This is a genomic window from Novosphingobium huizhouense, from assembly GCF_020179475.1.
Lineage (GTDB): Bacteria > Pseudomonadota > Alphaproteobacteria > Sphingomonadales > Sphingomonadaceae > Novosphingobium > Novosphingobium huizhouense.
Genome location: NZ_JAILXZ010000001.1, coordinates 274104 through 299626 on the forward strand (window position 1 = coordinate 274104; position 25523 = coordinate 299626).

The window sequence follows — 25523 nt, forward strand, 5'->3', positions numbered from 1 at the left end:
AATTAGTTTCCGAGTCACGCAATGCTTCGCAGGCTCGACTAACATCCGCAACTGGCGCAACCCTTGTTGACCTATTGCCCCCGCCCCTACCCCGTCAACCACATCCGCAGCACCCCGGCCACCGCCCCCAGCGTCACCACGCTCGCCACCCATATCCCCGCCATCCAGCCGAGCCGCCGCCACAGCGGCACGCCTTCCGCCCCCGCCGGGTCGAAGCGCGGATCAATGATACCCATGCTCGCCCACCTTGCCGCGGAACACCCAGTAGGCCCAGCCGGTGTAGGCGAGGATCAGCGGCATCACCAAGCCGACACCGATCAGCATGAACACCTGTGATCGCTCGGGCGCGGCGGCCTGCCAGATCGTGACCGACTGCGGCACGACATAGGGCCACATCGACACGCCGAGGCCGATCGCGCCGAGGCCGAACAGCGCCAGCGCATAGAGGAACGGCGGCCATTCCTCGCGCCGGCCCAGCGCGCGCCACAGCAGCACGGCGACGCTGACCGTCGCGACCGGCACCGGGGCCAGCGCGATCAGCAGCGGCATATGGAACCAGCGCGCGAAGTATTGCTGGCCCAGGAACGGGGTGGCGAGGCTCACCGCCGCCATGGCGAGCAGCGTCGCCAGCGCGGCGGCGCGGGCATGGCGGAAGGCGCGTGTTTGCGCATCGCCTTCGACCTTGATCGCCAGCCAGCACGCGCCGAGCAGCGCGTAGCCGACGACGACGCCCGCGCCGGTCAGCAGCGAGTACGGCGAAAGCCAGTCGAGCCAGCCACCGGCATAGGCGCGCCCTTCCACATGCACGCCCTGCAGCAGCGCGCCCAGCGTCATCCCCTGCGCCATTGCGGCGACGAGCGAACCGGCGAAGAACGCCCTGTCCCAGAACCGCTGGTGCCGCGGATCGCGCCATCGGAATTCGAAGGCCACACCCCGGAATACGAGGCCCAGCAGCATCGCGATCATCAGCGGATAGGTCGCCGGCAGCACGATCGCGTAGGCCAGCGGAAAGGCCGCGAACAGCCCGCCGCCGCCCAGCACCAGCCAGGTCTCGTTGCCGTCCCACACCGGGGCGATGGCGTTCATCGCCTGATCGCGCTCCGCGCCGGGGCGGTAGAACGGGAAGAGGATGCCGATGCCAAGGTCGAAGCCGTCCATCACCACGTACATCAGCACGGCAAAGGCGATGATGAATGCCCAGACGGTGGCGAGATCGAAGTTGACCATCATGTCACCGCTCCTGCGCCGGAATCTTCGCCCATCTCTTCTATGGCGGCGTGCTGGTGCGGCCCCGGCGTGATCCCGGCGCTGCGGATCGGGGCGCGCTCGTCCTGTTCAGGCCCGGTTTCGTGCGGATGCGCGCCCTGGTTCATCAGCTTGAGGATGTACCACACGCCGATGCCGAACACCGCGCAGTAGACTAGGATGAACGCGAGCAGCGAAGCCGCGACGGCGGGCGCCGCGATCGGGCTGCGGCTTTCAGCCGTGGTGAGCAGGCCATAGACGGTATAGGGCTGGCGGCCAACTTCGGTGGTGACCCACCCCGCGATCACCGCGACGAAGCCCGATGGCCCCATCACCAGCGCCGCGCGATGCAGCCAGGGCCAGTCGTAGAGCTTCTTGCGCGCGCGGGCAAAAAGGCTCCACAGCCCCAGCCCGAGCATGGCAAAGCCCAGCCCCACCATCACCCGGAACGACCAGAACACGATCCACACCGGCGGCCGCTTGTCGGGCGCGATGGTGTCCAGCCCGGCGAGTGGCGCATCCGGATCGTGCTTGAGAATCAGGCTCGACGCCTTGGGAATGGCGATGGCGTAGCGCAGGGTTTGCGTCCTGTCGTCGGGAATGCCGAACAGATAGAGCGGCGCGCCGTGCGGGTGGCTCTGGTAGTGGCCTTCCATCGCCATCACCTTGGCCGGCTGATGCTCCAGCGTGTTGAGCCCGTGTGCGTCGCCCGCGAAGATCTGCACCGGCGCGACGAGCGCGGCCATCCACATCGCCATCGAGAACATTTTCCGCGCATGCGCATTCTGGCGGTCGCGCAGCAGGTGCCATGCGCCCACCGCGCCGACAGCGAGCGCGGTCGTCAGGTACGCCGCGATCACCGTGTGGACCAGGCGGTAGGGAAAGCTCGGGTTGAAGATGATCGCCGCCCAGCTCGGGCCCGGCAGGAACTGGCCGCCGGGTCCGATCTCGTAGCCCGTCGGCGTCTGCATCCACGAATTGACCGACAGGATCCAGAAGGCCGAAATGAAGGTGCCCAGCGCCACCATCAGCGTGGCGGCAAAGTGCAGCCCCTTGCCCACCCGGCCCATGCCGAACAGCATCACGCCCAGAAACCCGGCCTCGAGGAAGAAGGCGGTCAGCACTTCATAGGCCATCAGCGGCCCGATCACCCCGCCCGCCTTGTCGGAGAACACCGACCAGTTGGTCCCGAACTGGTAGGACATGACCAGCCCCGAAACGACGCCCATCGCAAAGGCCACGGCGAAGATCTTCAGCCAGTAGCGGAACAGGTCGAGATAGAGCGCCTTGCCCGTCTTGAGCCACAGCCCCTCGAGCACGGCGAGGTAGCTGGCAAGGCCGATCGAGAAGGCCGGGAAGATGAAGTGGAAGCTCACCGTGAAGGCGAACTGCATGCGTGCCAGCACAGTCGCGTCAAAGCCCGAAAACACGGCGCTTCTCCCCTAAGGACTGTCCGCTCTTTGGGCGGGCAAGGCGCGCGCTAGGCCTCTTGCGCAGGGGCGTAAAGTGCAATGATTGCGCGGCGATTGCATGGGCTGCAACGCATGGGGAGCGCCAATGGCCCCGGGGGGCGCCCCCCCAACGCCTGGCGAAACTTTCAGATCTCGTCCCCCGCCGGTGGCGTCTCCCGCTTCGCCTTGTCGAGGAACGGCAGCATGTCCGCCGGTTGCGACATTCCAGCGCGCCGCTTGAGGAAATCCGCGGCTGTTTCGACCACGCCGATCTTCTGTGCAATCGCCACGGAAATCCATTGGTTGAGCGAAACGCCGTCCTCCTTGGCAAGTCGCGCGGCGGCGGCCTTGACCGAGGCGGGCAGTTTGAGCGGGTAGGATGCCTTGCTCATGATCGCAGTTCCTTCAAAAGTTCGCCGGGGCGTAGGACCTTCAGTCCGAACCGATCCGCGCCTTTGACGAAGTCGCGCAGGTTGTGCGTGACAAGCGCATCAGCGCGACCGTTTACGGCCGTTTCCAACACCATTTCGTCATTGGGGTCGCTCAATTGCGGCCGCCATTGAAAGCTCACCTCGACCGGCTCGCACGCGCTCGCAAAGGCAGCAAGGAATCGATCGATTTCCCGCAGTCCCAAACCGTGAGCCAAGCGTTGTTCGGGCCGCTTGAGCACGGCCTCGTATTCGAGGAACAGGGCCGGCGTAACGAGCGCAGTCAGCCGACCGTGGGCGAGCTCGCGAAGGACGGCATTGCTGCCGCCACTTGCACTACGCAGTGCGGTGACGACCACATCCGTATCGAGCACGACCCGAAACATATCCCATGAGATATCACTCCTTTGGAAATTCTTCAATGCATGGCGGATGGCGAAGCCGAAGGATCGTGGCCTTGGTGGCTGTTCCCCCTTCGCCCCCGCCCTTGCGCCCCCCGGCCCCCGCCGCTATCCGCCGCGCGGTGTCCACGATCATCCCCCTTGCCGATGTCGACCCCGCGCTGGTCGAGGAATTGCTCGATTCGGCGTTCGAGCCCGAGCGCCACACCCGCACGGCGTACAAGGTGCGCGAGGGGATGGAGTGGCTGCCCGCGCTCTCGTTCGCGGCGCTCGACGAGGACGAGATGCTCGCCGGCACGATCCAGTGCTGGCCCGTCGCGCTGACCGATTCTGCGGGGCGTGCGCATCCGATGATCATGGTCGGTCCGGTCGCCGTGCTGCCGGGACTGCAGGGCAAGGGCTATGGCAAGGCGCTGATGACCGCCGCGCTCACCGCCATCGACCCGCGCGCGCCGCTGCCGCAGGTGCTGATCGGCGATCCCGAATACTACGAGCGCTTCTTCGGCTTCTCCAACGCGCACACCGGCGGATGGACGCTGCCGGGGCCATTCGAGCAGCACCGCCTGCTGTGCCGCACCGCCAACCCGGCCGTCCTGCCGCAAGACGGCACCTTGGGGCCTTGGCGGCGCTGATCGCTTCTGGCATCGGCTGAGCCGACATGCCCTATACGCCACCGCCAGAACTCGCCTCGCTCTCGCTCGCCCAGCTCGCGGCCGAGGTGGAGGCGCGGCGCATTCCGCCGGTAGACCAGTGGACTCCGGCCGAAACCGGCGACAGCGAGATGCGCATCGCCCGCGACGGGCGCTGGTTCCACCAGGGGGGCGAGATCAAGCGTCCGGCAATGGTCCGGGCCTTTTCCGCGCTGCTGGTGCGCGAGGCCGATGGGCGGCACTGGCTCAAGACCCCGTTCCAGCGCCTGTCGATCGAGGTCGAGGACGCGGCCTTTCTCGCCACCGACATGGAAGTGCGCCACGATGGCGATGGCCGTCCCGTGCTCGCCTTCCGGCTGAACAGCGACGACCTCGTGCTCTGCGGCCCCGACAATCCGCTGCGCGTCGCCGGGACAGCCGAGCTGCCCGCCTTCTACATCGCCGTGCGCCATGGCACCGAGGCGCGGCTCAACCGCAGCACCTATGGCCAGCTGATCGATTACGCGCTCACCGTCTCGGACGCCGACGCGCTCGAAGTCACCAGCATGGGCGCGCGTTTCGCGCTGGCGCCGCTCGCGTGAGCGCGCTGCTCGACCGGCTCAAGCGGCTGTTCGACGAGGGCCATGCCAAGCCCTTCGAACCGGCCTACGAGGACTTCCGTCCGATCCCCGAGAGCGGCCTGCGTCCCGCCGCGGTGCTTATCGCGGTGACCGATCGCGGCGATCACCCCGATGGCCCCGGCGTGCTGCTGATCCATCGCCCGTCGCACATGCGGGCGCATCCCGGACAGGCGGCCTTTCCCGGCGGCAAGCTCGATCCGGGCGAAACCCCGATCGAGGCCGCGCTGCGCGAAGCGAACGAGGAACTGGGCATCGATCCTGCCGACGTGACCGTGGTCGGCGCGTCGGACCAGTACCGCACCGGCACCGGCTACGACATCACCCCCGTCCTCGCCATGATCCCGCCCGATCTGCCGCTCCGCCCCAACCCCGCCGAGGTTGCGAGCTGGTTCGAGCCGCCGCTGGGCTTCGTGCTCGATCCCGCCAACCAGCAGCGCCATTCCGTCGACTGGCAAGGGCGCAACGTCTCCTACGTCGAGATCCTGTGGCGCGAGCACCGCATCTGGGGGGTGACCGGGGGGATCATCGCCAACCTCACCGGACGGCTCGCCTGGCATGGCTGAGCCGGTTCTCCTGCCACCTTCGGACTGGTTCGGCCGGACCGATCTCGCCGCGCTGGTTGCCGCGCTCGGCCCCGGCAACGCGCGCTATGTCGGCGGGGTGGTGCGCGATACGCTGCTGGGCTTTGCGCCCAAGGACGTCGACATGGCGAGCGTGCTGCTGCCGCAGGCGACGCTGGAGCGCCTCGCCGCCGCCGGCATCCGCGCCGTGCCGACGGGGCTTGCCCACGGCACCGTCACCGCCGTGCTCGAAGGCGGGCCGGTCGAGATCACGACGCTGCGCCGCGACGTCGAGACCGACGGCCGTCATGCCACCGTGGCCTTCAGCACGGAATGGCGCGAGGATGCCGCCCGGCGCGATTTCACCATCAACGCGCTCTACGTCGATCCGGCGAGCGGCGAAGTGTTCGACTGGTTCGGCGGGCTCGACGACCTGAACGCCCGCCGCGTGCGATTCATCGGCGATGCCGAAACGCGGATCCGCGAGGATTACTTGCGCATCCTGCGCTACTTCCGCTTCCAGGCGCGGTTCGGTTCGCTGCCTGCCGACGCGCAGGCCGAAGCCGCGGTTCTGGCGCTGGGCGCCGGGCTCAAGGGCCTCAGCCGCGAACGGATCGCCGGCGAACTGCTCGCGCTGCTGGCCTTGCCCGCGCCGTCGGCCACGCTGGCGCGGATGGCGGAGCTGGGCGTGCTGACGCACGTCCTGCCCGAAGCCGATCCCGCCCCGCTCGGAGCGCTCGAAGCGGCGGAAGCGCGCGAAGGCGTGGCCCCCGATCCGCTGCGGCGGCTCGCCGCGATCCTGCCCGCCGATCCGGCAGCGGTCGACCAGATCGGCGCCCGCCTGCGGCTCAGCACCGCGCAAAGGAAGCGCCTTGCCGCCGCCGCCCGGCGCAGCGGCAGCGAAACCGAAGCCGAGGCCCGGGCGCTGGCCTACCGGCTGGGCATCGACGAAGCGCGCGACCGGATGCTGCTGGCAGGACGGACGCTCGCCCCGATTGCCGGCTGGGAGGCGCCGCGCTTTCCGCTGAAGGGCGGCGATGTTGTGGCGCGCGGCGTGGGCGCGGGTCCCCAAGTCGCCGCCACGCTGCGCAAGGTCGAGGATGGCTGGGTCGCCAGCGGCTTCGACGACGCCGCGATCCCCGCCCTGCTCGAGGCCGCGCTCAGCGCCTGAGGATCGTCGCCACGGCGCGCTCGAGCACCGGATCGCGCGCCGCGGCGATGTCGGCGGCGCTGGCCATGACCGCGATATCGGGGTCGAGCCCGGCGTCGGGCTGCTGCGTGGTCGGGAAATAGCCGACCAGCGGCAGGTCGAATTCGATCCCGCTCGCCGGCAGCCGGACGAAGAAGAAGCACCCGCCGTTGATCCCGCGCCGGTTGCCCCCGGTGGTGCGGCCGACCAGCCGCCCTGCTCCGGTGGTGCGGACCGCGCTCGCGAACTGGAACGTGGCCGAGCTGTTGACCGGCGAGGTCAGCACCGCGAGCGGGATCGCCAGGCGCTCGCCAGCGGGCACGACGGCGAGGTTGTCCGCGCTGCCGGGCCGCAGGAAGAACCCGCCCGGCAGGGGCGTGGCGCCCTGCCCCAGCGTGCGGAAACTGTCGTCCCAGGTGTCGAGATAGGGATCGAGATCGGCCGGCGTCGTGCGGAAGCGCAGGCGCTGTTCCTGCTGCGGCGGATTGTAGGGCCGATCGATGAAGCGCGAGAGCACCGCGTTGCCCGGCTCCTCCAGACCGCCCTCGTTGTCGCGGATGTCGACGATCAGGCCGCGCGCTCCGTCCAGGCTGTCGAGCCGCTCGTCGAGCCAGGCCTGCCAGTTCCACTTGCTGTCATAGAGCGCCCAGCCGGGCATGGTCAGCAGCGCGACGCCGTCGGGTCGCATGTCCCAGCGCCAGACCACCGCATCGGGGCCAGAGTCGGTCACGATCATCGCTTTGCGCCGCTCGGCAAGGTCGATGGCGGGAAGCTCGATGCGCCGCGCGGGGCCACCGGGCGCGCGCACCACCAGCCGGTGCACGCCAGCGGTCGGCGGCGAGAGCAGGCCCTGGAACACGTCGAACGTCTCGATGCTGTCGTCACCGCGCACCTCCAGCAGCGAGACGCGCTTGCCGTCGTTGTGCCCGTCGGCGCGGACATAGGGCAGCAGCCGGTTGCGCAAGGCTGTGGCGCTCTCGCCATTGATCGCCTCGATCCGGGTGCCGGGGGACAGCTGGCCCGAAGCATCGGCGGTGACGACCATGGCATCGCCCAGCCAGACGAAGTGGAACGGCAGCCGGGTGCGCCGGTCGAACAGCGCGGCGGCCAGCGCTTTCTTCTGGTTGTAGAAATTGGCGTAGCTGTGGCCGCAGCGGATCGTGGCAAGGAAGCGCGCAAGCGCGAGGTAGCGCTGCTCCGGGGTTGCGGCGCCGACGAAGGCGCCCTGCAGCGCATCGAGCCGCGACGCAACCTGTGCGGGCGTGGCATAGCGGTAGAGGCCGGGATGCAGGTCGAGCGCGCGGCGCAGGATCGTCATGTCGCCGGCAAGGTCGGCCGCGCTGGCCCGGCCCACGGGAACCGCGCCGGCCAGAAGCGTGGCGAGACCGGTCTTCACGAAGCTGCGCCGCTGCATCGAAGTCTCCTCAGTGTGTGGGTACGGCAACCTCTCGCCAATCGCCGGGGGCGAGGCCGTCCAGCGTCCAGTCGCCGATCCGCCAGCGCACCAGCCGCAGCGTGGGCAAGCCGACCGCGGCAGTCATGCGGCGGACCTGGCGGTTGCGGCCTTCGCGCAGGGTAAGCGCAATCCACGCATCGGGCACGGTCTTGCGGAAGCGCACCGGCGGATCGCGCGGCCAGAGCTGCGGCGGCGCGATCGCCTCGGCCCCGGCGGGCAGGGTCATGCCGTCCTTCAGCCGCAGGCCCCGGCGCAGGCTTTCGAGCGCCGGTTCGGTGACCGTGCCTTCGACCTGGACGAGGTAGGTCTTGGGCGCCTTGAACCGCGGGTCGGCGATGCGGGCCTGGAGGCGGCCGTCGTCGGTAAGCAGCAGTAGGCCTTCGCTGTCGCGATCAAGCCGGCCGGCGGGATAGACGCCCGGCACCGCGATGTGGTCCGAGAGCGTGGCCCGCGCCCCTTCCCCGGCGGTATCGGTGAACTGGCTGAGCACGCCGTAGGGCTTGTTGAACAGGATCAGCCGGGCCATGGGGCTTCGGGTATGGCAAAAGCGGCGCGGGTGAAAGTCTTCTTCGACGGCGGCTGCCGCCCGAATCCCGGCGCGATGGAGTGCGCGGTGGTGACCGGCGGCGAGGCGTTCGTTCGCGACGACCTTGGCCAGGGCGGAAGCCACGAGGCGGAATGGCGCGCGGCGATCGAGGCGCTGCGGCTGGCGCGTGCGCGGGGGCTGACCGATTTCGTGCTGCTGGGCGATGCGCTGGCGGTGATCGCGGTGATCGAGGGGCGGACCCGGCCGAGGCCGGAAGCGGCGCCGCTGCTCGCCCAGTTCGAGGCGCTGGCGGGCGGTGAAAAAGTCCGCGTCCGCCATGTTCCAAGAGCCCGGAACCTCGCCGGAACAGCGCTGGCGAAACGCCATCCGCGCTGAGGGGGGGGTTGACGGGGTTTACACTGTTCCAGGAAGAATAAACCGGCCCCCGCCCGACTGTCCCGAATCCCCGCGCAACCGGCTGATATTTCGACGCTTTCAAAGAGCCAGGGCCGCCCTTTTACGCGTACGCCCCGATGTAGGAAAGCCTTGCATATGCAAGGCATGTTTAAACCCCCTTGCGGGTCACCCTTTCCAGGTGCGGCGTTCCTCGGCGGCGCGGAGCACTTCGTAGGAGACCTGGAGCCGCTGGAACTCCTTCGCGGCGGCCTCGTCGCCCGGGCGAACGTCGGGGTGGACGAGCTTGGCCTTGGCGCGCCAGGCCTTCTTCACCGCCTCGAAATCGGCGTCGGGTTCAAGCTCGAGCACTTCCAACGCGCGCAGTTCGTCGCGGCTGCGGGTGCCATCGCCCGAGCCGCCCCATTCGGCCCAGGCCGCCTGGCGGAAGCCGGAGGCCTCGCCACGCTCGGCCTGCTCGCGGCGCTCGGCCTCTTCCTTGTCGAGCCCTTCGAAGTAGTTCCAGCCGGCGTTGTATTCGGCGGCATGCGCGGTGCAGAAGTACCAGCGGTCGGGGCTGTTGGGCGACTTGGGCGCGGGGCAGTTGCCCGGCTGGTCGCACCCGGCGCGATCGCACAGGCGCACGTTGACCGTCTCGCGGCTGCTGCCATAGCCGCGCCAGCGGGGAAAGCCCCAGTCGGTCGAACGCCCTTGCCGCGCCATCCTGCCTACCTTGTCGATCCCTTTTCAGACGAGAGGACGCCCAGCGCGAGACTCGTGCTCCGAGCCTTGCGCCATGGCGTCCTGCCGATAAAGCCCCTTTCGGGCTCAGGTGTTCCGCTTACTGGACGGTCAGCGTCACCGCGCGGCGGTTCTTGGCCCAGCTCGCCTCGTCCGAGCCGAGCGCGATCGGGCGCTCCTTGCCATAGCTGACCACGGTGATCCGCGAGGCATCGACGCCAAGGCTGACGAGGTAGTTCTTGGCCGCGTTGGCGCGGCGTTCGCCCAGCGCGATGTTGTAGTCGCGCGTGCCGCGCTCGTCGGCATGGCCTTCGAGCGTGACCATCTTGGCGGGGTATCGCGCCAGCCACTGCGCCTGGCTCTGCAGGATGCCCTGGCTTTCGGTGTCGACGTTGTAGCGGTCGGTATCGAAGTGGATGGTGTCGGACAGGACCGAGGCGAGGAAATCGGCCTGGCTGCCGGGCACCGGGCCGGTCGGCTGCTCGGGCGGCATCGTCGTGGTCGAGCTCGCGGTCGGCTGCGGCGGCAGCTCCTTGGGCGCCTTGCTGGCGCAGGCGGCGAGCGAGAGGCTGGCGGCGACCAGCGCCAGCGCGGAAATATTGGCGGTCAGCTTGGGCATGAGGAGGGCTCCTGAAGCGAGACGTGAAGGGATTGTGCATCGCACACGGCGGAAGGGCAAACAAAAAGGGGAGAAATCCGCGGCCTTGTGGGGATCTCGGGAGGGGTATCCGACAAGCGTTGACCCCCCACCCCCAACCCCTCCCCACCGGGGAGGGGAGTTGGAAGTCGCGCTCCCCACCGGGGAGGGGAGTTGGAAGTCGCCCTCCCCACCGGGATGGGAGCAAACGCGACCGTCAGGGCAGCACCGGGCCCCAGGCGGGGTCGGAGGCGTCGACGGGCGTGTTGAGCTTGCGTTCGTTGCGGCCCGTGAGGTCGACCTGCCAGATGCCGGTCTTGCCGCTGTTCTTCTCGGTGCGGAAGAACTGGATGATGCGGCCGTTGGGCGACCAGGTGGGCGCTTCATCCTGCCAGCTGTCGGTCAGGTCGCGCACGGACTGCCCGTTGGGGTCCATGACCGCGATGCGGAAGTTGCCGGCAATGTGGGTGAAGGCGATCTGGTCGCCGCGCGGGCTCCATTCGGGCGTGGCGGCGCGCCCGCCAAAGAAGCTGATGCGGCGCTGGTTCGAGCCGTCGGCGTTCATCACGTAGACCTGCTGGCTGCCCGAGCGGTCGCTTTCGAACACGATCCTGCTGCCATCGGGCGAATAGGAGCCCCCGACGTTGATGCCTGGCGTGTTGGTCAGCCGCGTGGACGGGCCGCCCTGCGCCGAGACGCGGTAGATGTCGGTGTTGCCGCCGATCGCCATTGAATAGAGGATCCACTTGCCATCGGGCGACCAGCGCGGGGCGAAGGTCGGCCCCTTGCCCTGCGTGACGAGCCGCTGCTGCCCGGTGCCGATGTCGTAGACATAGATGCGCGGATAGCCGTTGAGGTAGCTGAGGTAGACGATCTTCGAATAGTCGGGCGAATAGCGCGGGGTAAGCGCGGTGGCCTGGCCATTGGTGATGAACCGGTGGTTGGCGCCATCGCTGTCCATGATCGCCAGCTGCTTGCGCCGGTGGTCCTTGGGACCGGTTTCGGCGATATAGGCGATCTTGCTGTCGAAGAACGGGTTTTCGCCCGAAAGCCGCGCATAGACCATGTCGGCGCACTTGTGCGCGGCGCGGCGCCATTCGGCGGGCTGGACGACGTAGCCCTGGCGGATCAGCTCGCTGCCCAGCGCCACGTCGTAGAGGTAGCAGCCGACCGTCAGCTTGCCGTCGGGCGCGGCCTTGACGAAGCCCTGGACCAGCATCTCGGTCGAGCGGCCGCGCCAGAAATCGAACGAGGGCGCGGTGACCTGGAAATAGCCGATGCCGGGCAGCGCATCGGGCCCGACCGGCTTGAACAGGCCGTTGTTCTTGAGATCGTTGTAGACCACGCGGGCGAGATTGCGCCCGAGCGCTTCGGTGTTGCCGCCCTCGGCCGCAGTCGCGACCGAAGCGTCGGTCGGGAAGGCGGGGATGGCGATGCCGAGATCCTGCCATTCGCTTTCGTCGGTGACCGAGCCGGTGAGGCCGCCGGCATCGGCGGGCGCCTGCGGGCCTTGCGAGGCGGACGAGGCGGGGAGCTGCTCGACTTGCGCGAAGGCAGGCGCGGGGAGCGAGAGGCCCGGCAGGGAAGCGAGGCCGATCAGCGGGGCGAACTTGACGGTCTTCATTGCGACAACTTCCTGTCAAAGCGGAACTGGGCGACGCGCTTCCAGCTGGCGTAGTATTCCTTCGGCAACTGGAACGGCGCGGCAAGCTGGACCGCGCGGATCGCCTGTTCGGCGTGGCGCGCGGCCTGGGCGCGGTTGGCGTCGGTGAGGCCGGTCTGCGAGACAACGATCGGGCGCCCGGCGAGGCTGCCGTCGGGATTGAGATCCCAGGCAAGCACGGTCACCAGCTTTTCGACATCGACGCCCTGCGGCGAGGTCCAGTGCGGCTTGATCTGGCGCGAAATGGCGCCGACCAGCGCCGACTTCACTTCGGGCCCGACCGCCTGCGCCGGCGGCGTCTTCGCGGTGCCGGGCGCGGTCGCGCCGGGGATGCCCTTGAGGAAATCGCTGCCGACGCGGCTGCCGCCGGTGGGCGCATCGGGGCGGCGGCGCGGGGCCTCGTTGCCGGCGGGCGCGGGCTTGGCGGGCGCGGGCTTGGCGGGCGCGGACTGGGCCGCGGCAGGCTTCGCAGGCGCAGGCTTGGCCGGCGCGGGCGCGGGCTTCGACTGAGCGGGCTGCGGCCTTGCAGGTGCGGGCTTGGCAGGCGCGGGCTGGGGTCTGGGCTGCGGCCTCGGCTGAGGCTGCGGCTGAGGCTGGGGCTGCGGCTTCGGCTGGGGCTGCGGCTGGGGTGGCTGCGGCTTGGGCGGCGGCGGGAGCGGTGCGGGCTGCGGCGGCGCAGGCTGCGGTTGCGGCTGGGCCTCGGGCGCGGGCTCGCCCAGCTGCGGCGCGACGTCGGGCGCGGCCTGCGCGGCGGGGTCGGGCGAGGTCGAGGTGTCGGCGATCTCGTCCGAGAAGGTGATCGTCATCCGCTCGGGCGGCGGGGCGATGTCCTTGCCCGGCGGCGACAGCGTGAGCGCGGCAATCAGCGCGACATGCGCGACGAGCGCGAGGCCGAGCGCCAGCGCTTCCTCGCGGGTCATCCCCGATGTGCTCTCGCCACGCATCGCCATCGCGCTATGGGGCCGTGACTGAACCGTTGGTGACCAGCGAGATCGACTTGAAGCCGGCGGCGTTCAGCTCGCCCATCACCGCGATCACCCGGTCGTACTTGAGGTTGCGGTCGGCGCGCAGCGTGACGAGCGGGGCCTTTTCCCCCTTGTCGATGCCGGCGAGGCGATCGGCGAGTTCGCCGGGGGCCAATTCCTGGTCGTCGAGGAACACCCGGCCATCGCCGTCCATGCTGACGGTGATCTCGTTCTTTTCTTCCTTCAGCGCCTCGGCCTTGCTGTCGGGCAGGTCGATCGGCACTCCCGCGGTCAGCATCGGCGCGGTGACCATGAAGATGATCAGCAGCACCAGCATGACGTCGACCAGTGGCGTCACGTTGATCTCGCTCATCGCCGCGCCGGCGCCGCGACCCCGGCGTCGCCGGCGACCGCCGCCTCCGCCCTGCTGGAGGTTCATCGCCATCGCCTTACTGCTCCAGCTCGCGGCTGAGGGTCGCGTGGAAGCGATCGGCGAAGCGGAACAGGCGCGATTCGAAGCGGTTCACGCGGTGCGAGAAGCGGTTGTAGGCGATGACCGAGGGGATCGCCGCGAACAGGCCGATGGCGGTGGCGAACAGCGCCTCGGAAATGCCCGGCGCGACCACCGCGAGCGAGGAATTCTGCTGCGCGCCGATGTTGAAGAAGCTGTCCATGATGCCCCAGACGGTGCCGAACAGCCCGACGAAGGGCGCGACCGAGCCGACCGTGGCGAGGAAGTTCAAGCGGTTGGACAGCTTCTCGCTTTCGACGGTGACCGCATCCTCCATCGCGATGGCGAGGCGCTGGCGGGTGCCTTCGCGGTCGATCGCCTTCACCGCGGTCGAGTGGCGCCATTCGGCGAGCGCGGCGGTGACGACGCGGGCCGAGGGGATGTCCTTGCCCTTGTTCGCCTTCTGGAAGGCGTCGATGTCGCGCGCGTCCCAGAACTCCTCCTCGTAGGCGTCGCAACGGCGGCCGATGGCGATCATCCGCAGCGAGAAGCCGATGATGATCGTCCAGACCCACACGCTCGCCAGCACGAGCGCGCCCATCACGATCTGCACGACGATGTCGGCGTGGAGGAACAGCTCGACGGGGTTGAGCCGGGTGGGCGCGGCGGCGGCGCCGGCGGCGAGCAGGTCGAAGGTCATGCGGGAGAAAGGCCTTCCTGGTTGAGTATGGTCCGGAATGCGGCGACCCATGCCGCCGGCTGGCGACGCGGGCGCCCCGAAGGCGCGACGAAGGCGACGCGCACCTCGGCGCTGCAGAGCAGCGTTTCGCCCCTGTCTGGTTGCTGAACGTATGCCTGCTGAACGAGGCGGCAGGTGGCGGGGGTGACTTCGGTTACGCGGCTGGCGACGTAGACGGCATCGTCGAGCCTCGCCGGGCGGAGATAGCGCAGCGCAAGCTCGGTCACGGCATAGGCGCCCTCGCCCGCATCGTGCGCGGCGCGCTGGCCGATGCCGAGCAGGCGCAGCATGTCGGAGCGGGCGCGTTCGAACCAGCGCAAGTAGTTGGCGTGATAGACGACGCCCGACAGGTCCGTGTCCTCGAAGTAGACGCGGACCGGGAACAGGTGGACCGAGCCGTCGAAGCGGCCGCCGGGGGGATCGGGCGCAAGCATGGGATGCAGGGCACCCTAGCCCAGCGGGGAATCGATGGGCAAGGACGCGTTAACTTTTCTGCCCGCTTATTGCGCCGCCCCGCCGCTCGCCGGCGCGAGCAGCGGCCCGAGGTAGCGCCCGGCGAAGATGTGGACGTGGAGGTGCGGCACTTCCTGGTGGCTGTGCGTGCCCGCGTTGGCGAGCAGGCGATAGCCCGGCGCGACGAGGCCCGCCTCGCGCGCGACATGGCCGACCGCGCGGACGAAGCCGGCGATCTCGGCGTCCGAGGCCTTGGCGCTGAAATCGTCCCAGCTGACGTAGGGCCCCTTGGGGATCACCAGGATGTGCGTGGGCGACTGCGGGTTGATGTCGTGGAAGGCGAGGCTCCACTCGTCCTCGTGGACCTTGCGGCAGGGAATCTCGCCGCGCAGGATCTTGGCGAAGATGTTCTGGTCGTCGTAGGGCTGGGTGGCGTCGACTGCCATTTCAACTGCTCCTGCTCTGCTTCTCGACAATGCCCGAGGTGCCTTCGCGGCGGTTGAGTTCGGCGAGGACGGCGGACAGCGGCACGCCCTTCTCGCCCAGCAGGACGAGGAGGTGGAAGACGAGGTCGGCCGCTTCGCCGGTCAGGTCCTGCGCATCGCCCGACAGCGCGGCGATGACGACTTCGGTCGCTTCCTCGCCCACTTTCTGCGCGATCTTGCCGAGGCCCTTGCCGTGCAGTTTCGCGACGTAGCTGGCCGCCGGATCGCCCTGGAGGCGCTCGGCGATGGTCGCTTCGAGGCGGAAGAGCGTGTCGTCGGTCATGGGGGTGGGCATGGCCGCGCGCGCAGGCAGGGTCAAGAGCGGGCGGGCAGGCCTGCGGCGCGCAGGGCGGCGTGCGCCTCGGCGATCGAGTGCTGGCCGAAGTGGAAGATCGAGGCGGCGAGCACGGCGCTGGCGTGGCCCTTGGTCACGCCCTCGACGAGATGGTCGAGGTTGCCGACCCCGCCGCTGGCGATCACCGGCACCGGCACGGCGTCGGCAATCAGGCGTGTCAGTTCGAGATCGTAGCCGGCCTTGGTGCCGTCGCCGTCCATCGAGGTGACGAGCAGTTCGCCCGCGCCCAGCTTGGCGAGGTTTTCGGCATGGGCGAGCGCGTCGATCCCGGTGGGCTTGCGGCCGCCGTGGGTGAAGATTTCCCACTTGCCGGGGCCAGTACGCCGCGCATCGACCGAGCCGACGACGCATTGCGCGCCGAAGCGTTCGGCAATGTCGCGCACCAGTTCGGGCCGAGCGACGGCGGCGGAATTGACCGCCACCTTGTCGGCACCCGCCAGCAGCAGCGCGCGCGCATCCTCTGCCGACCGGACACCGCCGCCGACGGTGAGCGGCATGAAGCAGACCTCGGCGGTGCGCGCGACGACGTCGAGCAGCGTGCCGCGCCCTTCGTGGCTCGCTGAAATGTCGAGGAAGCAGAGTTCGTCGGCACCCGCCTTGTCATAGGCGCGGGCCTGCTCGACCGGATCGCCTGCATCGCGCAGATCGACGAAGTTGACGCCCTTGACCACGCGGCCATCGCGGACGTCGAGGCAGGGAATGACTCGGACGCGGACGGTCATTGCATGTCTCCGAGATACCCCTCCACCACCCTTCGGGCGGTCCCCCTCCCCGTTTGTGCTTTGCAAAAACGGGGAGGAACAATGAGGTCCTCCCCATTTTTGCAGGGCACAAATGGGGAGGTGGCAGCGGCAGGGCGGCTGACGGAGGGGCAATTCAACGTCATGCCTCGGCCATCGCGATGGCGGCGGCGAGGTCGAGCCTGCCTTCGAACAGGGCGCGGCCGGTGATGACGCCTTCGATGCCGTCGGCTTCGTGGATCTTGAGCATGCGGATATCATCGATGCCCTTGACGCCGCCGCTGGCGATCACGGGAATATCGACGCGGCGGGCGAGGTCGACGGTGGCGTCGATGTTGACGCCCTTGAGCAGGCCGTCGCGGCCGATGTCGGTGAACAGCAGGCTGGCGACGCCCGCGTCCTCGAACCGGCGGGCGAGGTCGACGACTTCGACGTCGGACACATCGGCCCAGCCTTGCGTGGCGACCATGCCGTCGCGCGCGTCGACCGCGACGACGATGCCGCCGGGGAAGGCCCTGGCCATGTCCTTGACGAACTCGGGGTCCTTCAGCGCGGCGGTGCCCATGACGACGCGGCTGACGCCGAGATCGAACCAGCCTTCGACCGCTTCGCGCGTGCGGATGCCGCCGCCCAGTTGCACGTGGCCGCCGAACGACTTGAGGATGCCTTCGACCGCCTCACGGTTTTCGGCGCGACCGGCGAACGAGCCGTCGAGATCGACGACATGGAGGTACTGGCTGCCCGCAGCGGCGAAGAGCTGGGCCTGGTGCGCGGGATCGTCACCGTAGACGGTGGCGCGATCCATGTCCCCTTCGGCGAGGCGGACGACCTGCCCGCCCTTGAGGTCGATGGCTGGAAAGACGATCATGGCCGCGGCGCGTAGCATCGGTTTGGCGCGGCGGGAAGGCGGAAGGGGATTTGGTTCGCGCAGAGAGCGCAGAGGCGCGGAGGAAGGGAAGAGGTTTGGGTCACGCAAAGACGCGAAGACGCAGACGGGCTGGTGCTTGCGGCAAAGCCGCTCTGTTTCCGCATTGGGGTGCCTAGCAGGGCCTGCGGCCCGCCAACGACCTCTTCGCGTCTTCGCGTCTTTGCGTGAGGCCCTTCTTTTCTTTGCTGCGGCCTCTGCGATCTCTGCGCGAACCATCTTCCTGTGCCATGAGGTTGCGAGAAAAGGACAGCCCTTCGACAGGCTCAGGGCGGACGGTGTTGGGTTGAGCCCTTCTCCTGCCCGTTCGTGCCAGGCCTGTCGAAGCACCGTTCTTCTACGCTCCGAACGCTTCCTTGGGCACGTGCGTGATGCGGCAGGCGAGGTCGGCTTCGCCCGAGGCGACGATGAAGCGGTCGCCGGCGTCGATCACCCCGGTGGTGAACACGACATCGCGCAAGTAGAGCAGGTCTTCGAGCGGGCGGGTCAGTTCCGCGTCGGGTTCGAGCAGCGGGGTATGGCTGGTCGCGAGCGCGCGGGTCGGGTCGGCTTCGTCGAGCAGGGTCCAGTAGGTGCGGTAGATGCCGACGATCTCCTTGGGTTCGACCCCGTGCCAGAGCGAAAGCCAGCCGCGCCTGCCGTCGATCTCGGTCAGGATCGGCGGAGCGCCGCCGCCCATCCGCGCGGTCGCGACGGTGCCGGCGTGCGGGCGGATGTGCGGCGCAAGGTGCGGCTTCCAGTGCAGCCCATCGGGCGAGGTCGCGAGATTGATCGAGGGGCCGGGGCGCCATTCGCTGCCCGGCGGGTAGGCGAAGTAGAGATCGCCCAGGGGCCGGGTCTGCGCCCAGTATTGGCCGTCCACCAGCCCTTCGAACAGCAGCATGTCCTTGTTCTGGTGATCGAGCACGATCCCCTGGAAGTCCCAGTCGAGCCCGTTGTCCGAAGTGTAGAGCGTGGTCGAATGGCGCTCGGGGCTGACCGAGCAGGTGGTCATCCAGTAGCGTCCCTCGATGCGCGAGATGCGCGCGTCCTCGATGCCGTAGCACTGGTACGAGCCCTGCGGCGCGATCGCCTTGTCGTAATGGATCGCGACAAGTTCGAGCCCGTCGGGAGACATTTCGACCGGCAGCAGCCACGACAGCGAGGTCAGCGCCATGACCTTCCAGCCCCCGCCATGGAGCAGGAACTTGCGCGGATCGGCGGTGTCGGCCAGCTCGAGCGGCCAGGCATCGAGCACGTAGGCGCCGCGTTCCCAGCGGATCGCGTGGACCTTGCCGTCGCGCACGGGGGTGCGCAGCGCCTCGGCAACGCGCACCATCAGCAGCACGTTGCCGTTGGGCAGCACGGTCATGCCCGGGTTGAAGGCCCCCAGCACATAGGTTTCGGCATCGAAATGGCCGGCGAGCGGCGAGCGCGACAGATCGACGACATGCGGTGTGAGGACGAGTTGATCGTACGGAAACCGGCCGGTCATTGCGCCTCCACGCGCGGCTCGATGCGGACCAGCGAGATGGTGGCGCGACGCGGCTGGGTCAACATGAACTGGACCGAGACGGCGATGTCCTCTGCCCGCAGCATGGTCTCCTGGTGGATCATCTCGCGCTGCTTGTCGGCGGGGATGTCGGGGTACTGCAGGTCGGAACCGGCAAGACCCGGCTCGACCAGCCCGACCTTGATGTTGCGTTCGGCCAGCTCCTTGCGCAGCGCCTGGGCAAAGCCCTCGATCCCGGTCTTGGCGGCAACGTAGACCGACGATCCGGGCTCGCGGCTGACCGCGCTCATCGAGCCGATGAAGACGATGTCGGCGCCCTCGCCGAGCCGCTCGGACGCGGCCTTGGCGGCAAGCAGGTAGGCGGTGAAATTGGTCGCGGTCTGGTAGGCAATGTCGGGCTCGGGCGCATCGTCGAGGCCGACCGCGGGGACAGCCTGGTTGATCACCACCGCATCGAGCCCGCCGAGGCCGGCTTCGGCAGCGTCGAAGAACTTGGGCACGTCCTCGCGCCGCGACAGGTCGACGCTGACGCCGTCGCCCTGCCCCACTTCGCGGATGCGCGCGAGCGCGTCGGCAAGGTGGGCCTCGTCGCGCCCGCAGACGAAGACGCGGGCGCCTTCGCTCGCAAGCAGCACGGCGATGGCGCGGCCGATGCCGGTGGTGCCGCCGGTGATGGCGATGCGCCGGCCGGCGAGCGCGGGGCGCTCGGTATGCGCATCGGACAGGTTGTTCTGGGGGGTCGTTGCCACGGGGCGGTCTCCTTCACCCGGTTAAAAGGGCAAAAGGAGCGCGGACGTTCCACGACTTGCCCCGGGCGAGGCCCCGCCTGCCCGTTGCGGCCCGGTTCAGGGCTTCCAGTCGAGGAAGCGCGCGAGCAGCGCGAGGCCGTAGTCCTGGCTCTTTTCCGGGTGGAACTGGACGCCGAGTATGGTGTCGCGCGCGACCGCGGCGACGAGCCCGCCGCCGTGGTCGGTCATCGCCGCGACGTGGGCGCCATCGTCGGGGGCGAAGTGGAACGAGTGCAGGAAATAGGCCTCGCCCGGCTCGACCAGGCTGCGATGGTGGCCCGGCTCGACATCGTTCCAGCCCATGTGCGGGACCTTGATCGCCGGATCGGTGCGCTCGATCGGGCGGACTTCGCCCGCGATCCAGTCGAGCCCGTCGGTCGCGCCGAACTCGATGCCGCGCGTGGCGAGGAGTTGCATCCCGACGCAGATGCCGAGGAACGGCGCTCCGCCGACATGGACGCGTTCGGCCATCGCCTCGACCATGCCGGGGATGGCGCGCAGCGCGCCGGCGCAGGCGCCGAACGCGCCGACGCCGGGCAGGACGATGCGGTCGGCGGCGCGCACCACGTCGGGATCGGCGGTGATGGCGATGCCTTCGCCGCCCGCCGCCTTCAGCGCATTGTGCACCGAATGGAGGTTGCCCGCGCCGTAGTCGATCAGCGCGATCACCTCAGCCACCGAGAATGCCCTTGGTCGAGGGGACGGCATCGGCCTTGCGCGGGTCGATCGCGATCGCCTGGCGCATGGCGCGGGCAAAGCCCTTGAAGATGCCTTCGATGATGTGGTGGTTGTTGCTGCCGTAGAGGCTTTCGATGTGGAGCGTGATCCCGGCGGCTTGGGCAATCGACTGGAACCAGTGCTCGAACAGCTCGGTGTCCATCTCGCCGAGGCGGGGCTGCGTGAAGGCGGCCTTCCACACCAGCACCGGGCGGCCCGAGATGTCGAGCGCGACGCGGCAGAGCGCTTCGTCCATCGGCGAATAGGTGTGGCCGTAGCGGGTGATGCCCTTCTTGTCGCCCAGCGCCTGCGCGATCGCCTGGCCGAGCGCGATGGCGCTGTCCTCGGTGGTGTGGTGCTGGTCGACGTGGAGATCGCCCTTCACGCGGCAGGTGACGTCGATCAGCGAATGGCGGCTGAACTGCTCGATCATATGGTCGAGGAAGCCGATTCCGGTTTCCACCCGGTAGGTGCCGGTGCCGTCGAGATCGACCGACACGTCGATGTCGGTTTCCTCGGTCTTTCGCTTGATCGATCCGGTGCGCATGGGAGGCGGCTATAGGCTTGCGGCGAGCAGAATCAATCGTCCGCTTCGTCGCTTCGGCCCCGTCTCGCCCCTTGACCGGACGGCGCTGTGCGGCGAAGGGTAAGCGCCATGAGCGATACCCCCGACAGCCTGATCCCCTACGACGAAATCGTGCAGGAAGCGCTGCGCGCCGTCGTCGGCCGCGTGCTGGGACAGGTCGAGACCACGGGCGGCCACCTGCCCGGCAACCACCACTTCTACATCACCTTCAAGACCGGCGCGCCCGGCGTGTCGATCCCGGCGCGGCTGAAGGAACGCTTCCCCGACGAGATGACGATCGTCCTGCAGAACAAGTTCTGGGACCTCAAGGTCGAGGAAGACCAGTTCAGCGTGGGGCTGAGCTTCAACCAGATCCCCTCGACGCTGGTCGTGCCGTTCAGCGCGATCACCGCCTTCGTCGATCCGGCGGTCGACTTCGGCCTGCAGTTCCAGGCCTCGGCCGACATCGAGGACGAGGAGCTCGACAGCCCGGGCAACGACGGCGACGCGGAACGCGGCGAAGCCAAGGCCGTTGATCGCACCGAAGACGGGTCCAACGTCGTGTCGGTGGACTTCGGCAAGCGCAAGTAACGGGCTCCGCCTGGCGGGCCTTTTCGGACAAGGTCGGCAGATGGGACTGTTCAGCAAGGGTGCAAGGCGGGTGACCGCGCGGGCGAAGAAGGCCGGCAACGCCGCCGCCGATGCAGCGTCCGATGCCGCCGCCAAGGTTCCCGAGCCGAGCCCCAACCCGATGACCACGGTGATCCTGGCCGACATCGCGCTGCGCGCCGGCGGCGCGCTGCTGCGCCGCGGGGTCGAGACCGGGGTGCTCGGCCAGAAGTTCGGGACCGGCAAGGCGAGGAAGATCGTCAAGGGCCGCAGCCTGACGCAATCGCTGGTCGGCACCGCGCTCGCCCGCGTCGCGACGCGCTCGGTGCCGGGCGCGATCGTGGTCGGCGGCGGCCTGCTCGCCAAGACGCTCTACGACCGGCGCCACGCCGCGGCGCAGAAGGCCAAGGGCGAGGAACAGGTCGCCGCGCAGGCCGAAAAGGGCAGGAAGGCCTGACCTCGGCATTTGGGGGCGCCACGGCTTGACCGCGCGGGCGGCTCTGCGGCATGAGCGCGCATGGCCCACGACGCGTCCGCCCTCCCGCTCGCCACCCCGCCCCGCACGTCCGACACGCTGCAACGGCGCGGGCTGATGTTCATCCTGTCCTCGCCTTCGGGCGCGGGCAAGACGACGATCGCGCGGCGGCTGCTGGCGGAAGTCCCCGACATCGCGATGTCGGTCTCGGCGACGACGCGGCCGATTCGGCCAGGCGAGGTCGAAGGCAAGGACTACCATTTCGTCAGCCAGGACGAGTTCGACCGGATGGTCGAGGCGAACGAGTTCTACGAATGGGCGCAAGTCTTCGGCAAGAGCTACGGCACGCCCAAGGCGCACATCCGCACCCAGTTGAAGGCCGGGCAGGACGTGCTGTTCGACATCGACTGGCAGGGCACGCAGCAGCTCTACCAGAAGGCGCAGGCCGACGTGGTGCGGGTGTTCATCCTGCCGCCGAGCCTCGAGGAACTGAACCGCCGCCTGGTCGGGCGCGGGACCGACAGCGCCGAGGTGATCGCGGCGCGGATGGCCCGGGCGCAGGCCGAGATCAGCCACTGGGACGGCTACGACTACGTGGTCGTCAACGACGATGTCGAGACCTGCTTTGCCAAAGTGCAGCAGATCCTCGAGGCCGAGCGCATGCGCCGCACGCGCCAGACCGGGCTGATCGACTTCGTGCGCCAGTTGACGCGGGGCTAGGGCTTTACCCCTCCACCACCCTTCGGGTGGTCCCCCTCCCCTTGCAGGGGAGGATCAAGGCAACCCCGCCCGAGCGACGTCGACTTCGACGACGCGGATGTCGGCGAGCGGCGCTTCGGCCGCTTTCTGCGCATCGCTGTGGGGGCCGCAGAGCATGAACAGGTGGCGTCCCTCGGGGCCGCCGAGCATGCAGGCGTAGACGTTTGTGCCTTCGACGCCGATCGTTTCGCGCACCTCGCCGCCCTGCGCGATGCGCGCGCATTCGGCCGCGCCGGGGTTGGCGATCCAGATCGCGCCTTCGGCATCGAGGGCAATGCCATCGGGCAGGCGCGGCGCGGTGTCGGCCCAGAGGCGGCGGTTGGAGAGGCTTCCGTCGGCGGCGATGTCGAAAGCCGTAAGGCGCATGCCGAAGGTTTCGGCGACGACCAGCGTGCGGCCATCGGGGGTGATGACCATGCCGTTGGGGAAGGCGAGCCCTTCGGCGGCGACGGCTGCCGTGCCGTCGGGCGCGATCCGCGCGAGCGCGGCGAGCCGCGGGGCGGCGAAGATCGCGCCGAGCCCCTGTTCGCGCGCGACGCGATCGAGATCGAAGCCGAAGTTGCCGACATAGGCTGTGCCGTCGGCCGCGACGACCATGTCGTTGCAGCGATGGACCGCGATCTCAGACAGATCGGCGTGCATCGCCAGCCGGCCGTCGGGCCAGCGCCGCCAGACCTGGAGTTTCTGCATCGAGACGAACAGCAACGAGCCGTCGGGCATCCAGCCAAGGCCCGAAGGCTGGTCGTCGAGTTCGAGTTCGACCTGCAGATCACCGGCAAGGTCGACCGAGCAGATCGAATGCTTGTAGAAATCGCTGAACCACAGGCGGTCGTGGCGCCAGCGCGGGCCTTCGCCGAAGTGAAGGCCCGTGGCGAGAGTGCGGACGGCGCGGGGCATCCCGCTCAGTGCCCGGAAGGATCGACGGCGTCTTCGGGCACCCAGCCGTTGACGATGCCGCCGTCGATCGGCAGCGGCGTGCCGACGACATAATCCCCTGCCCGGCTGGCGAGATAGATCGCGCCGCCCGCCATGTCCTCGATCGTGCCGACGCGCCGCGACGGAATGCCCCTGGCCGAGGCTTCGGGATTGCGCGCGGCGGCCTTGTTCATCTCGGACGGGAAGGCGCCGGGGCAGATGCAGCTGGCGACGATGTTGTCGCAGATCAGGCGCGCGGCCATGCGACGCGTGAGGTGGATCAGCGCCGACTTCGACGCCTGGTAGGAGTAGGTCTCCCACGCGTTCGGGCGCAGCCCGTCGATCGAGGCGATGTTGATGACCTTGGCCGGGTGGTCGGTTGCGGCCGCCTTGAGCAGATCGTGCAGCTTCTGCGTCAGGAAGAACGGCGTCTTGACGTTGAGGTTCATTACCTTGTCCCAGCCGCTTTCGGGGAACTCGGCGAATTCGGCGCCCCATGCGGCGCCGGCGTTGTTGACGAGGATGTCGAGCTTGCTTTCACGCGAACGCAGATCCTGCGCCAGCGCCTCGATGCCCGCCGTGGTCGAGATGTCGCCGGGCAGCGCGATGCATCTGGACCCAAGGCGCGCGGCGGTTTCCTGCACCACTTCGACCTTGCGCGCGGTGACATAGACGCGCTCGCAGCCCGCCGCGATGAAACCTTCGGCAATCATTTCGCCGATCCCGCGCGAGCCGCCGGTGACGACGGCGACGCGGCCTTCGAGGCTGAACAGCTTGGCAAAGTCCATGGTCTTCTCTCCCCTGCCCCGCAGCGGTGGCGGGACGAAAGAGGGCGGACCGGCTGCCGCGCCGATCCGCCCTTCCGGTTCAGTGAAACGTCACGCTCAGTAGCCGCTCAGTTCGGCGACCTTCTGCGCGTGGTAGTACTGGTCGCCGAGGAATTCGGCGAGCGCGCGGTCGCGCTTCATGTAGAGGCCGATGTCGAATTCGTCGGTCATGCCGACGCCGCCGTGCATCTGGACGCCTTCGCGCACGGCGAGGCTGGCGGCCTTGCCCGCCTTGGCCTTGGCGACCGCGACCATCAGTTCGGCCTTTTCCGAGCCCGCATCGAGCAGCTGCTGCGCCTTCATCACCGTGGCATCGGCGATCTCGATCTCGGAATAGAGGTGCGCGGCGCGGTGCTGCAGCGCCTGGAATTCGCCGATCAGCTGGCCGAACTGCTTGCGCGTCTTGAGATAGGCGGTGGTGATGTCGAACGCGCCCGAGGCGACGCCGGTCTGTTCGGCGGCGGCGCCGAGGCGGCCGGCGGCGAGCACCTTGTTCAGCAGCGCGCGGCCGCCATCGACTTCGCCGATCACGGCGCTGCCATCGAGCTCGACGTTGTCGAAGGTGACATGGCTCGCCATCGCGCTATCGACCAGGCGGACCGAGTTGTGGCCGACGCCGGCGGCGTCCCTTGGGACCGCGAACAGCGTGATGCCATCGGCATCGCTGTCGCTGCCCGAGGTGCGCGCGGCGACGATGATCGCATCGGCCGAGGCGCCCTGGACGACGAAGTCCTTGCGACCCGACAGGCGGAAGCCGTTGCCCGAGCGCTCGGCGCGCGCGGCGATGCGTTCGGGCCGGTGCTTGGCGCCTTCGTCGATGGCGACGGCGAGCACGGCATCGCCGGCGATCACGCCCGGAAGATAACGGCCCTTGAGATCGGCCGAGGCTTCGGACAGCGCGGTGACGCCCATCACCGAGGTGGTGAGAAACGGCGACGGGGTGAGGTTGCGGCCGATTTCCTTGAGCACGACGCCCGCTTCGACATGGCCCATGCCGAGCCCGCCATCGGCTTCGGCGGCGAGCATGCCGGTAAGGCCCATCTCGGCGAACTGCTTCCACAGCGCGTGGCCGAAGCCGTCCTTGCAGTTCATGTCGCGATAGTGGCGCAGCTGCTTCTTGATCGAACCTTCATCGGCGAGGAAGCCGGTGACGGTGTCGGCGAGCATCGCCTGGTCTTCATTGAGGTACAAAGGCATCGGGGATCTCCCATCCCGGTGCGGCACGGCGCAATGGCCCGGACCGCTTGGAAAATTCAATGAATGGCCCGGACCCGCTGTCCCGAGCCTGTCGAAGGGCTGCCCT

General features: G+C 68.8%; 33 protein-coding genes. 8 read left to right on the forward strand and 25 right to left on the reverse strand.

The genetic code is table 11. The annotated features are described in order from the left end of the window. Positions 1–86 precede the first annotated feature (86 nt). The 5 genes from K3A85_RS01315 to K3A85_RS01335 form a co-directional block, all read right to left on the reverse strand. The gene (locus K3A85_RS01315) at positions 87–236 is read right to left on the reverse strand and encodes a DUF2474 domain-containing protein (RefSeq protein ID WP_225204687.1); all 150 of its coding nucleotides are present in this window, start codon (positions 234–236) and stop codon (positions 87–89) included. Further along, positions 223–1230, reverse strand: coding sequence for a cytochrome d ubiquinol oxidase subunit II (gene cydB, locus K3A85_RS01320; RefSeq protein WP_225204688.1), 1008 nt, complete (start codon positions 1228–1230; stop codon positions 223–225). The genes K3A85_RS01315 and cydB overlap by 14 nt, the downstream gene beginning before the upstream one ends. Then, positions 1227–2639, reverse strand: coding sequence for a cytochrome ubiquinol oxidase subunit I (locus K3A85_RS01325; protein WP_225204689.1), 1413 nt, complete (start codon positions 2637–2639; stop codon positions 1227–1229). The genes cydB and K3A85_RS01325 overlap by 4 nt, the downstream gene beginning before the upstream one ends. 203 nt (positions 2640–2842) lie before the next feature. Further along, positions 2843–3088: a toxin-antitoxin system HicB family antitoxin gene (locus K3A85_RS01330; RefSeq protein WP_225204690.1), complete on the reverse strand. Its 246-nt coding sequence runs from the start codon at positions 3086–3088 to the stop codon at positions 2843–2845. Then, complete coding sequence (locus K3A85_RS01335) at positions 3085–3510, reverse strand: putative toxin-antitoxin system toxin component, PIN family (protein WP_225204691.1); 426 nt, start codon at positions 3508–3510, stop codon at positions 3085–3087. Before K3A85_RS01335 ends, K3A85_RS01330 begins: the two co-directional genes overlap by 4 nt. Positions 3511–3647: 137 nt before the next feature. Between K3A85_RS01335 and K3A85_RS01340 the strand changes: the two genes are divergently transcribed. The 4 genes from K3A85_RS01340 to K3A85_RS01355 are packed head-to-tail and all read left to right on the forward strand — an operon-like array spanning position 3648 to position 6526. Further along, entirely contained in the window at positions 3648–4157 is a 510-nt protein-coding gene (locus tag K3A85_RS01340) for a GNAT family N-acetyltransferase (protein ID WP_225204692.1), read from the forward strand. 26 nt (positions 4158–4183) lie between these two features. After that, on the forward strand, positions 4184–4756 hold the full coding sequence (locus tag K3A85_RS01345; RefSeq protein ID WP_225204693.1) for a DUF1285 domain-containing protein: 573 nt from the start codon (positions 4184–4186) through the stop codon (positions 4754–4756). Then, positions 4753–5358, forward strand: a complete 606-nt coding sequence (locus K3A85_RS01350) for an NUDIX hydrolase (protein WP_225204694.1) — start codon at positions 4753–4755, stop codon at positions 5356–5358. The genes K3A85_RS01345 and K3A85_RS01350 overlap by 4 nt, the downstream gene beginning before the upstream one ends. Beyond that, positions 5351–6526, forward strand: a complete 1176-nt coding sequence (locus tag K3A85_RS01355; protein WP_225204695.1) for a CCA tRNA nucleotidyltransferase — start codon at positions 5351–5353, stop codon at positions 6524–6526. Before K3A85_RS01350 ends, K3A85_RS01355 begins: the two co-directional genes overlap by 8 nt. On the opposite strand, the gene K3A85_RS01360 is transcribed toward K3A85_RS01355, so the two are convergent. Both K3A85_RS01360 and K3A85_RS01365 read right to left on the reverse strand, forming a co-directional pair. Next, positions 6516–7958, reverse strand: a complete 1443-nt coding sequence (locus K3A85_RS01360) for a S41 family peptidase (protein WP_225204696.1) — start codon at positions 7956–7958, stop codon at positions 6516–6518. The two genes, K3A85_RS01355 and K3A85_RS01360, sit on opposite strands and share 11 nt — an antisense overlap. 10 nt (positions 7959–7968) lie before the next feature. Further along, complete coding sequence (locus K3A85_RS01365) at positions 7969–8526, reverse strand: pseudouridine synthase (RefSeq protein ID WP_225204697.1); 558 nt, start codon at positions 8524–8526, stop codon at positions 7969–7971. Between the two features lie 12 nt (positions 8527–8538). Here K3A85_RS01365 and K3A85_RS01370 point away from each other — a divergent pair, with 12 nt between their 5' ends. Continuing rightward, positions 8539–8922: a ribonuclease HI gene (locus K3A85_RS01370; RefSeq protein ID WP_225204698.1), complete on the forward strand. Its 384-nt coding sequence runs from the start codon at positions 8539–8541 to the stop codon at positions 8920–8922. Positions 8923–9108: 186 nt separating this feature from the next. On the opposite strand, the gene K3A85_RS01375 is transcribed toward K3A85_RS01370, so the two are convergent. The 15 genes from K3A85_RS01375 to hisB form a co-directional block, all read right to left on the reverse strand. Next, a complete protein-coding gene (locus tag K3A85_RS01375; protein WP_225204699.1) occupies positions 9109–9642 on the reverse strand; it encodes a J domain-containing protein in 534 nt (177 codons plus the stop codon). Positions 9643–9760: 118 nt separating this feature from the next. Further along, positions 9761–10279: a peptidoglycan-associated lipoprotein Pal gene (gene pal, locus K3A85_RS01380; protein ID WP_225204700.1), complete on the reverse strand. Its 519-nt coding sequence runs from the start codon at positions 10277–10279 to the stop codon at positions 9761–9763. A gap of 235 nt (positions 10280–10514) precedes the next feature. Then, entirely contained in the window at positions 10515–11921 is a 1407-nt protein-coding gene (tolB, locus tag K3A85_RS01385) for a Tol-Pal system beta propeller repeat protein TolB (protein WP_225204701.1), read from the reverse strand. After that, on the reverse strand, positions 11918–12880 hold the full coding sequence (locus tag K3A85_RS01390) for a hypothetical protein (RefSeq protein WP_225204702.1): 963 nt from the start codon (positions 12878–12880) through the stop codon (positions 11918–11920). The genes tolB and K3A85_RS01390 overlap by 4 nt, the downstream gene beginning before the upstream one ends. A gap of 34 nt (positions 12881–12914) precedes the next feature. Beyond that, positions 12915–13370: a protein TolR gene (tolR, locus tag K3A85_RS01395; protein WP_225204703.1), complete on the reverse strand. Its 456-nt coding sequence runs from the start codon at positions 13368–13370 to the stop codon at positions 12915–12917. Between the two features lie 4 nt (positions 13371–13374). Then, positions 13375–14076, reverse strand: coding sequence for a protein TolQ (tolQ, locus tag K3A85_RS01400; RefSeq protein ID WP_225204704.1), 702 nt, complete (start codon positions 14074–14076; stop codon positions 13375–13377). Then, positions 14073–14549 carry a YbgC/FadM family acyl-CoA thioesterase gene (locus K3A85_RS01405; RefSeq protein ID WP_225204705.1) on the reverse strand — a complete coding sequence of 159 codons (477 nt, stop codon included), beginning with the start codon at positions 14547–14549 and terminating at the stop codon, positions 14073–14075. The genes tolQ and K3A85_RS01405 overlap by 4 nt, the downstream gene beginning before the upstream one ends. A 66-nt stretch (positions 14550–14615) precedes the next feature. Then, entirely contained in the window at positions 14616–15014 is a 399-nt protein-coding gene (locus K3A85_RS01410) for a histidine triad nucleotide-binding protein (protein ID WP_225204706.1), read from the reverse strand. A 1-nt stretch (position 15015) separates the two neighbouring features. After that, positions 15016–15336, reverse strand: coding sequence for a phosphoribosyl-ATP diphosphatase (locus K3A85_RS01415; protein WP_225204707.1), 321 nt, complete (start codon positions 15334–15336; stop codon positions 15016–15018). 32 nt (positions 15337–15368) lie between these two features. Further along, positions 15369–16130, reverse strand: a complete 762-nt coding sequence (gene hisF, locus K3A85_RS01420) for an imidazole glycerol phosphate synthase subunit HisF (RefSeq protein ID WP_225204708.1) — start codon at positions 16128–16130, stop codon at positions 15369–15371. Positions 16131–16290: 160 nt separating this feature from the next. Next, complete coding sequence (gene hisA, locus K3A85_RS01425) at positions 16291–17016, reverse strand: 1-(5-phosphoribosyl)-5-[(5-phosphoribosylamino)methylideneamino]imidazole-4-carboxamide isomerase (protein WP_225204709.1); 726 nt, start codon at positions 17014–17016, stop codon at positions 16291–16293. A gap of 394 nt (positions 17017–17410) precedes the next feature. Then, positions 17411–18547 (reverse strand): glycoside hydrolase family 130 protein, encoded by a 1137-nt coding sequence (locus K3A85_RS01430; RefSeq protein ID WP_225204710.1) that lies wholly within the window; start codon positions 18545–18547, stop codon positions 17411–17413. Next, a complete protein-coding gene (locus K3A85_RS01435; protein WP_225204711.1) occupies positions 18544–19314 on the reverse strand; it encodes an SDR family oxidoreductase in 771 nt (256 codons plus the stop codon). The genes K3A85_RS01430 and K3A85_RS01435 overlap by 4 nt, the downstream gene beginning before the upstream one ends. A 96-nt stretch (positions 19315–19410) precedes the next feature. Beyond that, positions 19411–20031 (reverse strand): imidazole glycerol phosphate synthase subunit HisH, encoded by a 621-nt coding sequence (hisH, locus tag K3A85_RS01440; protein ID WP_225204712.1) that lies wholly within the window; start codon positions 20029–20031, stop codon positions 19411–19413. After that, positions 20024–20617, reverse strand: coding sequence for an imidazoleglycerol-phosphate dehydratase HisB (hisB, locus tag K3A85_RS01445; RefSeq protein WP_225204713.1), 594 nt, complete (start codon positions 20615–20617; stop codon positions 20024–20026). The genes hisH and hisB overlap by 8 nt, the downstream gene beginning before the upstream one ends. A gap of 108 nt (positions 20618–20725) precedes the next feature. Between hisB and K3A85_RS01450 the strand changes: the two genes are divergently transcribed. From K3A85_RS01450 to gmk, 3 genes are read left to right on the forward strand one after another with little or no spacing between them, the layout of a single operon-like run. Beyond that, positions 20726–21226 (forward strand): SspB family protein, encoded by a 501-nt coding sequence (locus K3A85_RS01450; RefSeq protein ID WP_225204714.1) that lies wholly within the window; start codon positions 20726–20728, stop codon positions 21224–21226. 40 nt (positions 21227–21266) lie between these two features. After that, a complete protein-coding gene (locus K3A85_RS01455; RefSeq protein WP_225204715.1) occupies positions 21267–21701 on the forward strand; it encodes a hypothetical protein in 435 nt (144 codons plus the stop codon). A gap of 60 nt (positions 21702–21761) precedes the next feature. Further along, positions 21762–22439 (forward strand): guanylate kinase, encoded by a 678-nt coding sequence (gene gmk, locus K3A85_RS01460; RefSeq protein WP_225204716.1) that lies wholly within the window; start codon positions 21762–21764, stop codon positions 22437–22439. A 54-nt stretch (positions 22440–22493) separates the two neighbouring features. On the opposite strand, the gene K3A85_RS01465 is transcribed toward gmk, so the two are convergent. From K3A85_RS01465 to K3A85_RS01475, 3 genes are all read right to left on the reverse strand, one after another. Further along, entirely contained in the window at positions 22494–23375 is an 882-nt protein-coding gene (locus K3A85_RS01465) for an SMP-30/gluconolactonase/LRE family protein (protein ID WP_225204717.1), read from the reverse strand. Positions 23376–23380: 5 nt separating this feature from the next. Continuing rightward, positions 23381–24181: an SDR family oxidoreductase gene (locus tag K3A85_RS01470; RefSeq protein ID WP_225204718.1), complete on the reverse strand. Its 801-nt coding sequence runs from the start codon at positions 24179–24181 to the stop codon at positions 23381–23383. A 96-nt stretch (positions 24182–24277) separates the two neighbouring features. Further along, positions 24278–25417 carry an acyl-CoA dehydrogenase family protein gene (locus K3A85_RS01475; RefSeq protein ID WP_225204719.1) on the reverse strand — a complete coding sequence of 380 codons (1140 nt, stop codon included), beginning with the start codon at positions 25415–25417 and terminating at the stop codon, positions 24278–24280. Positions 25418–25523: the final 106 nt, after the last annotated feature.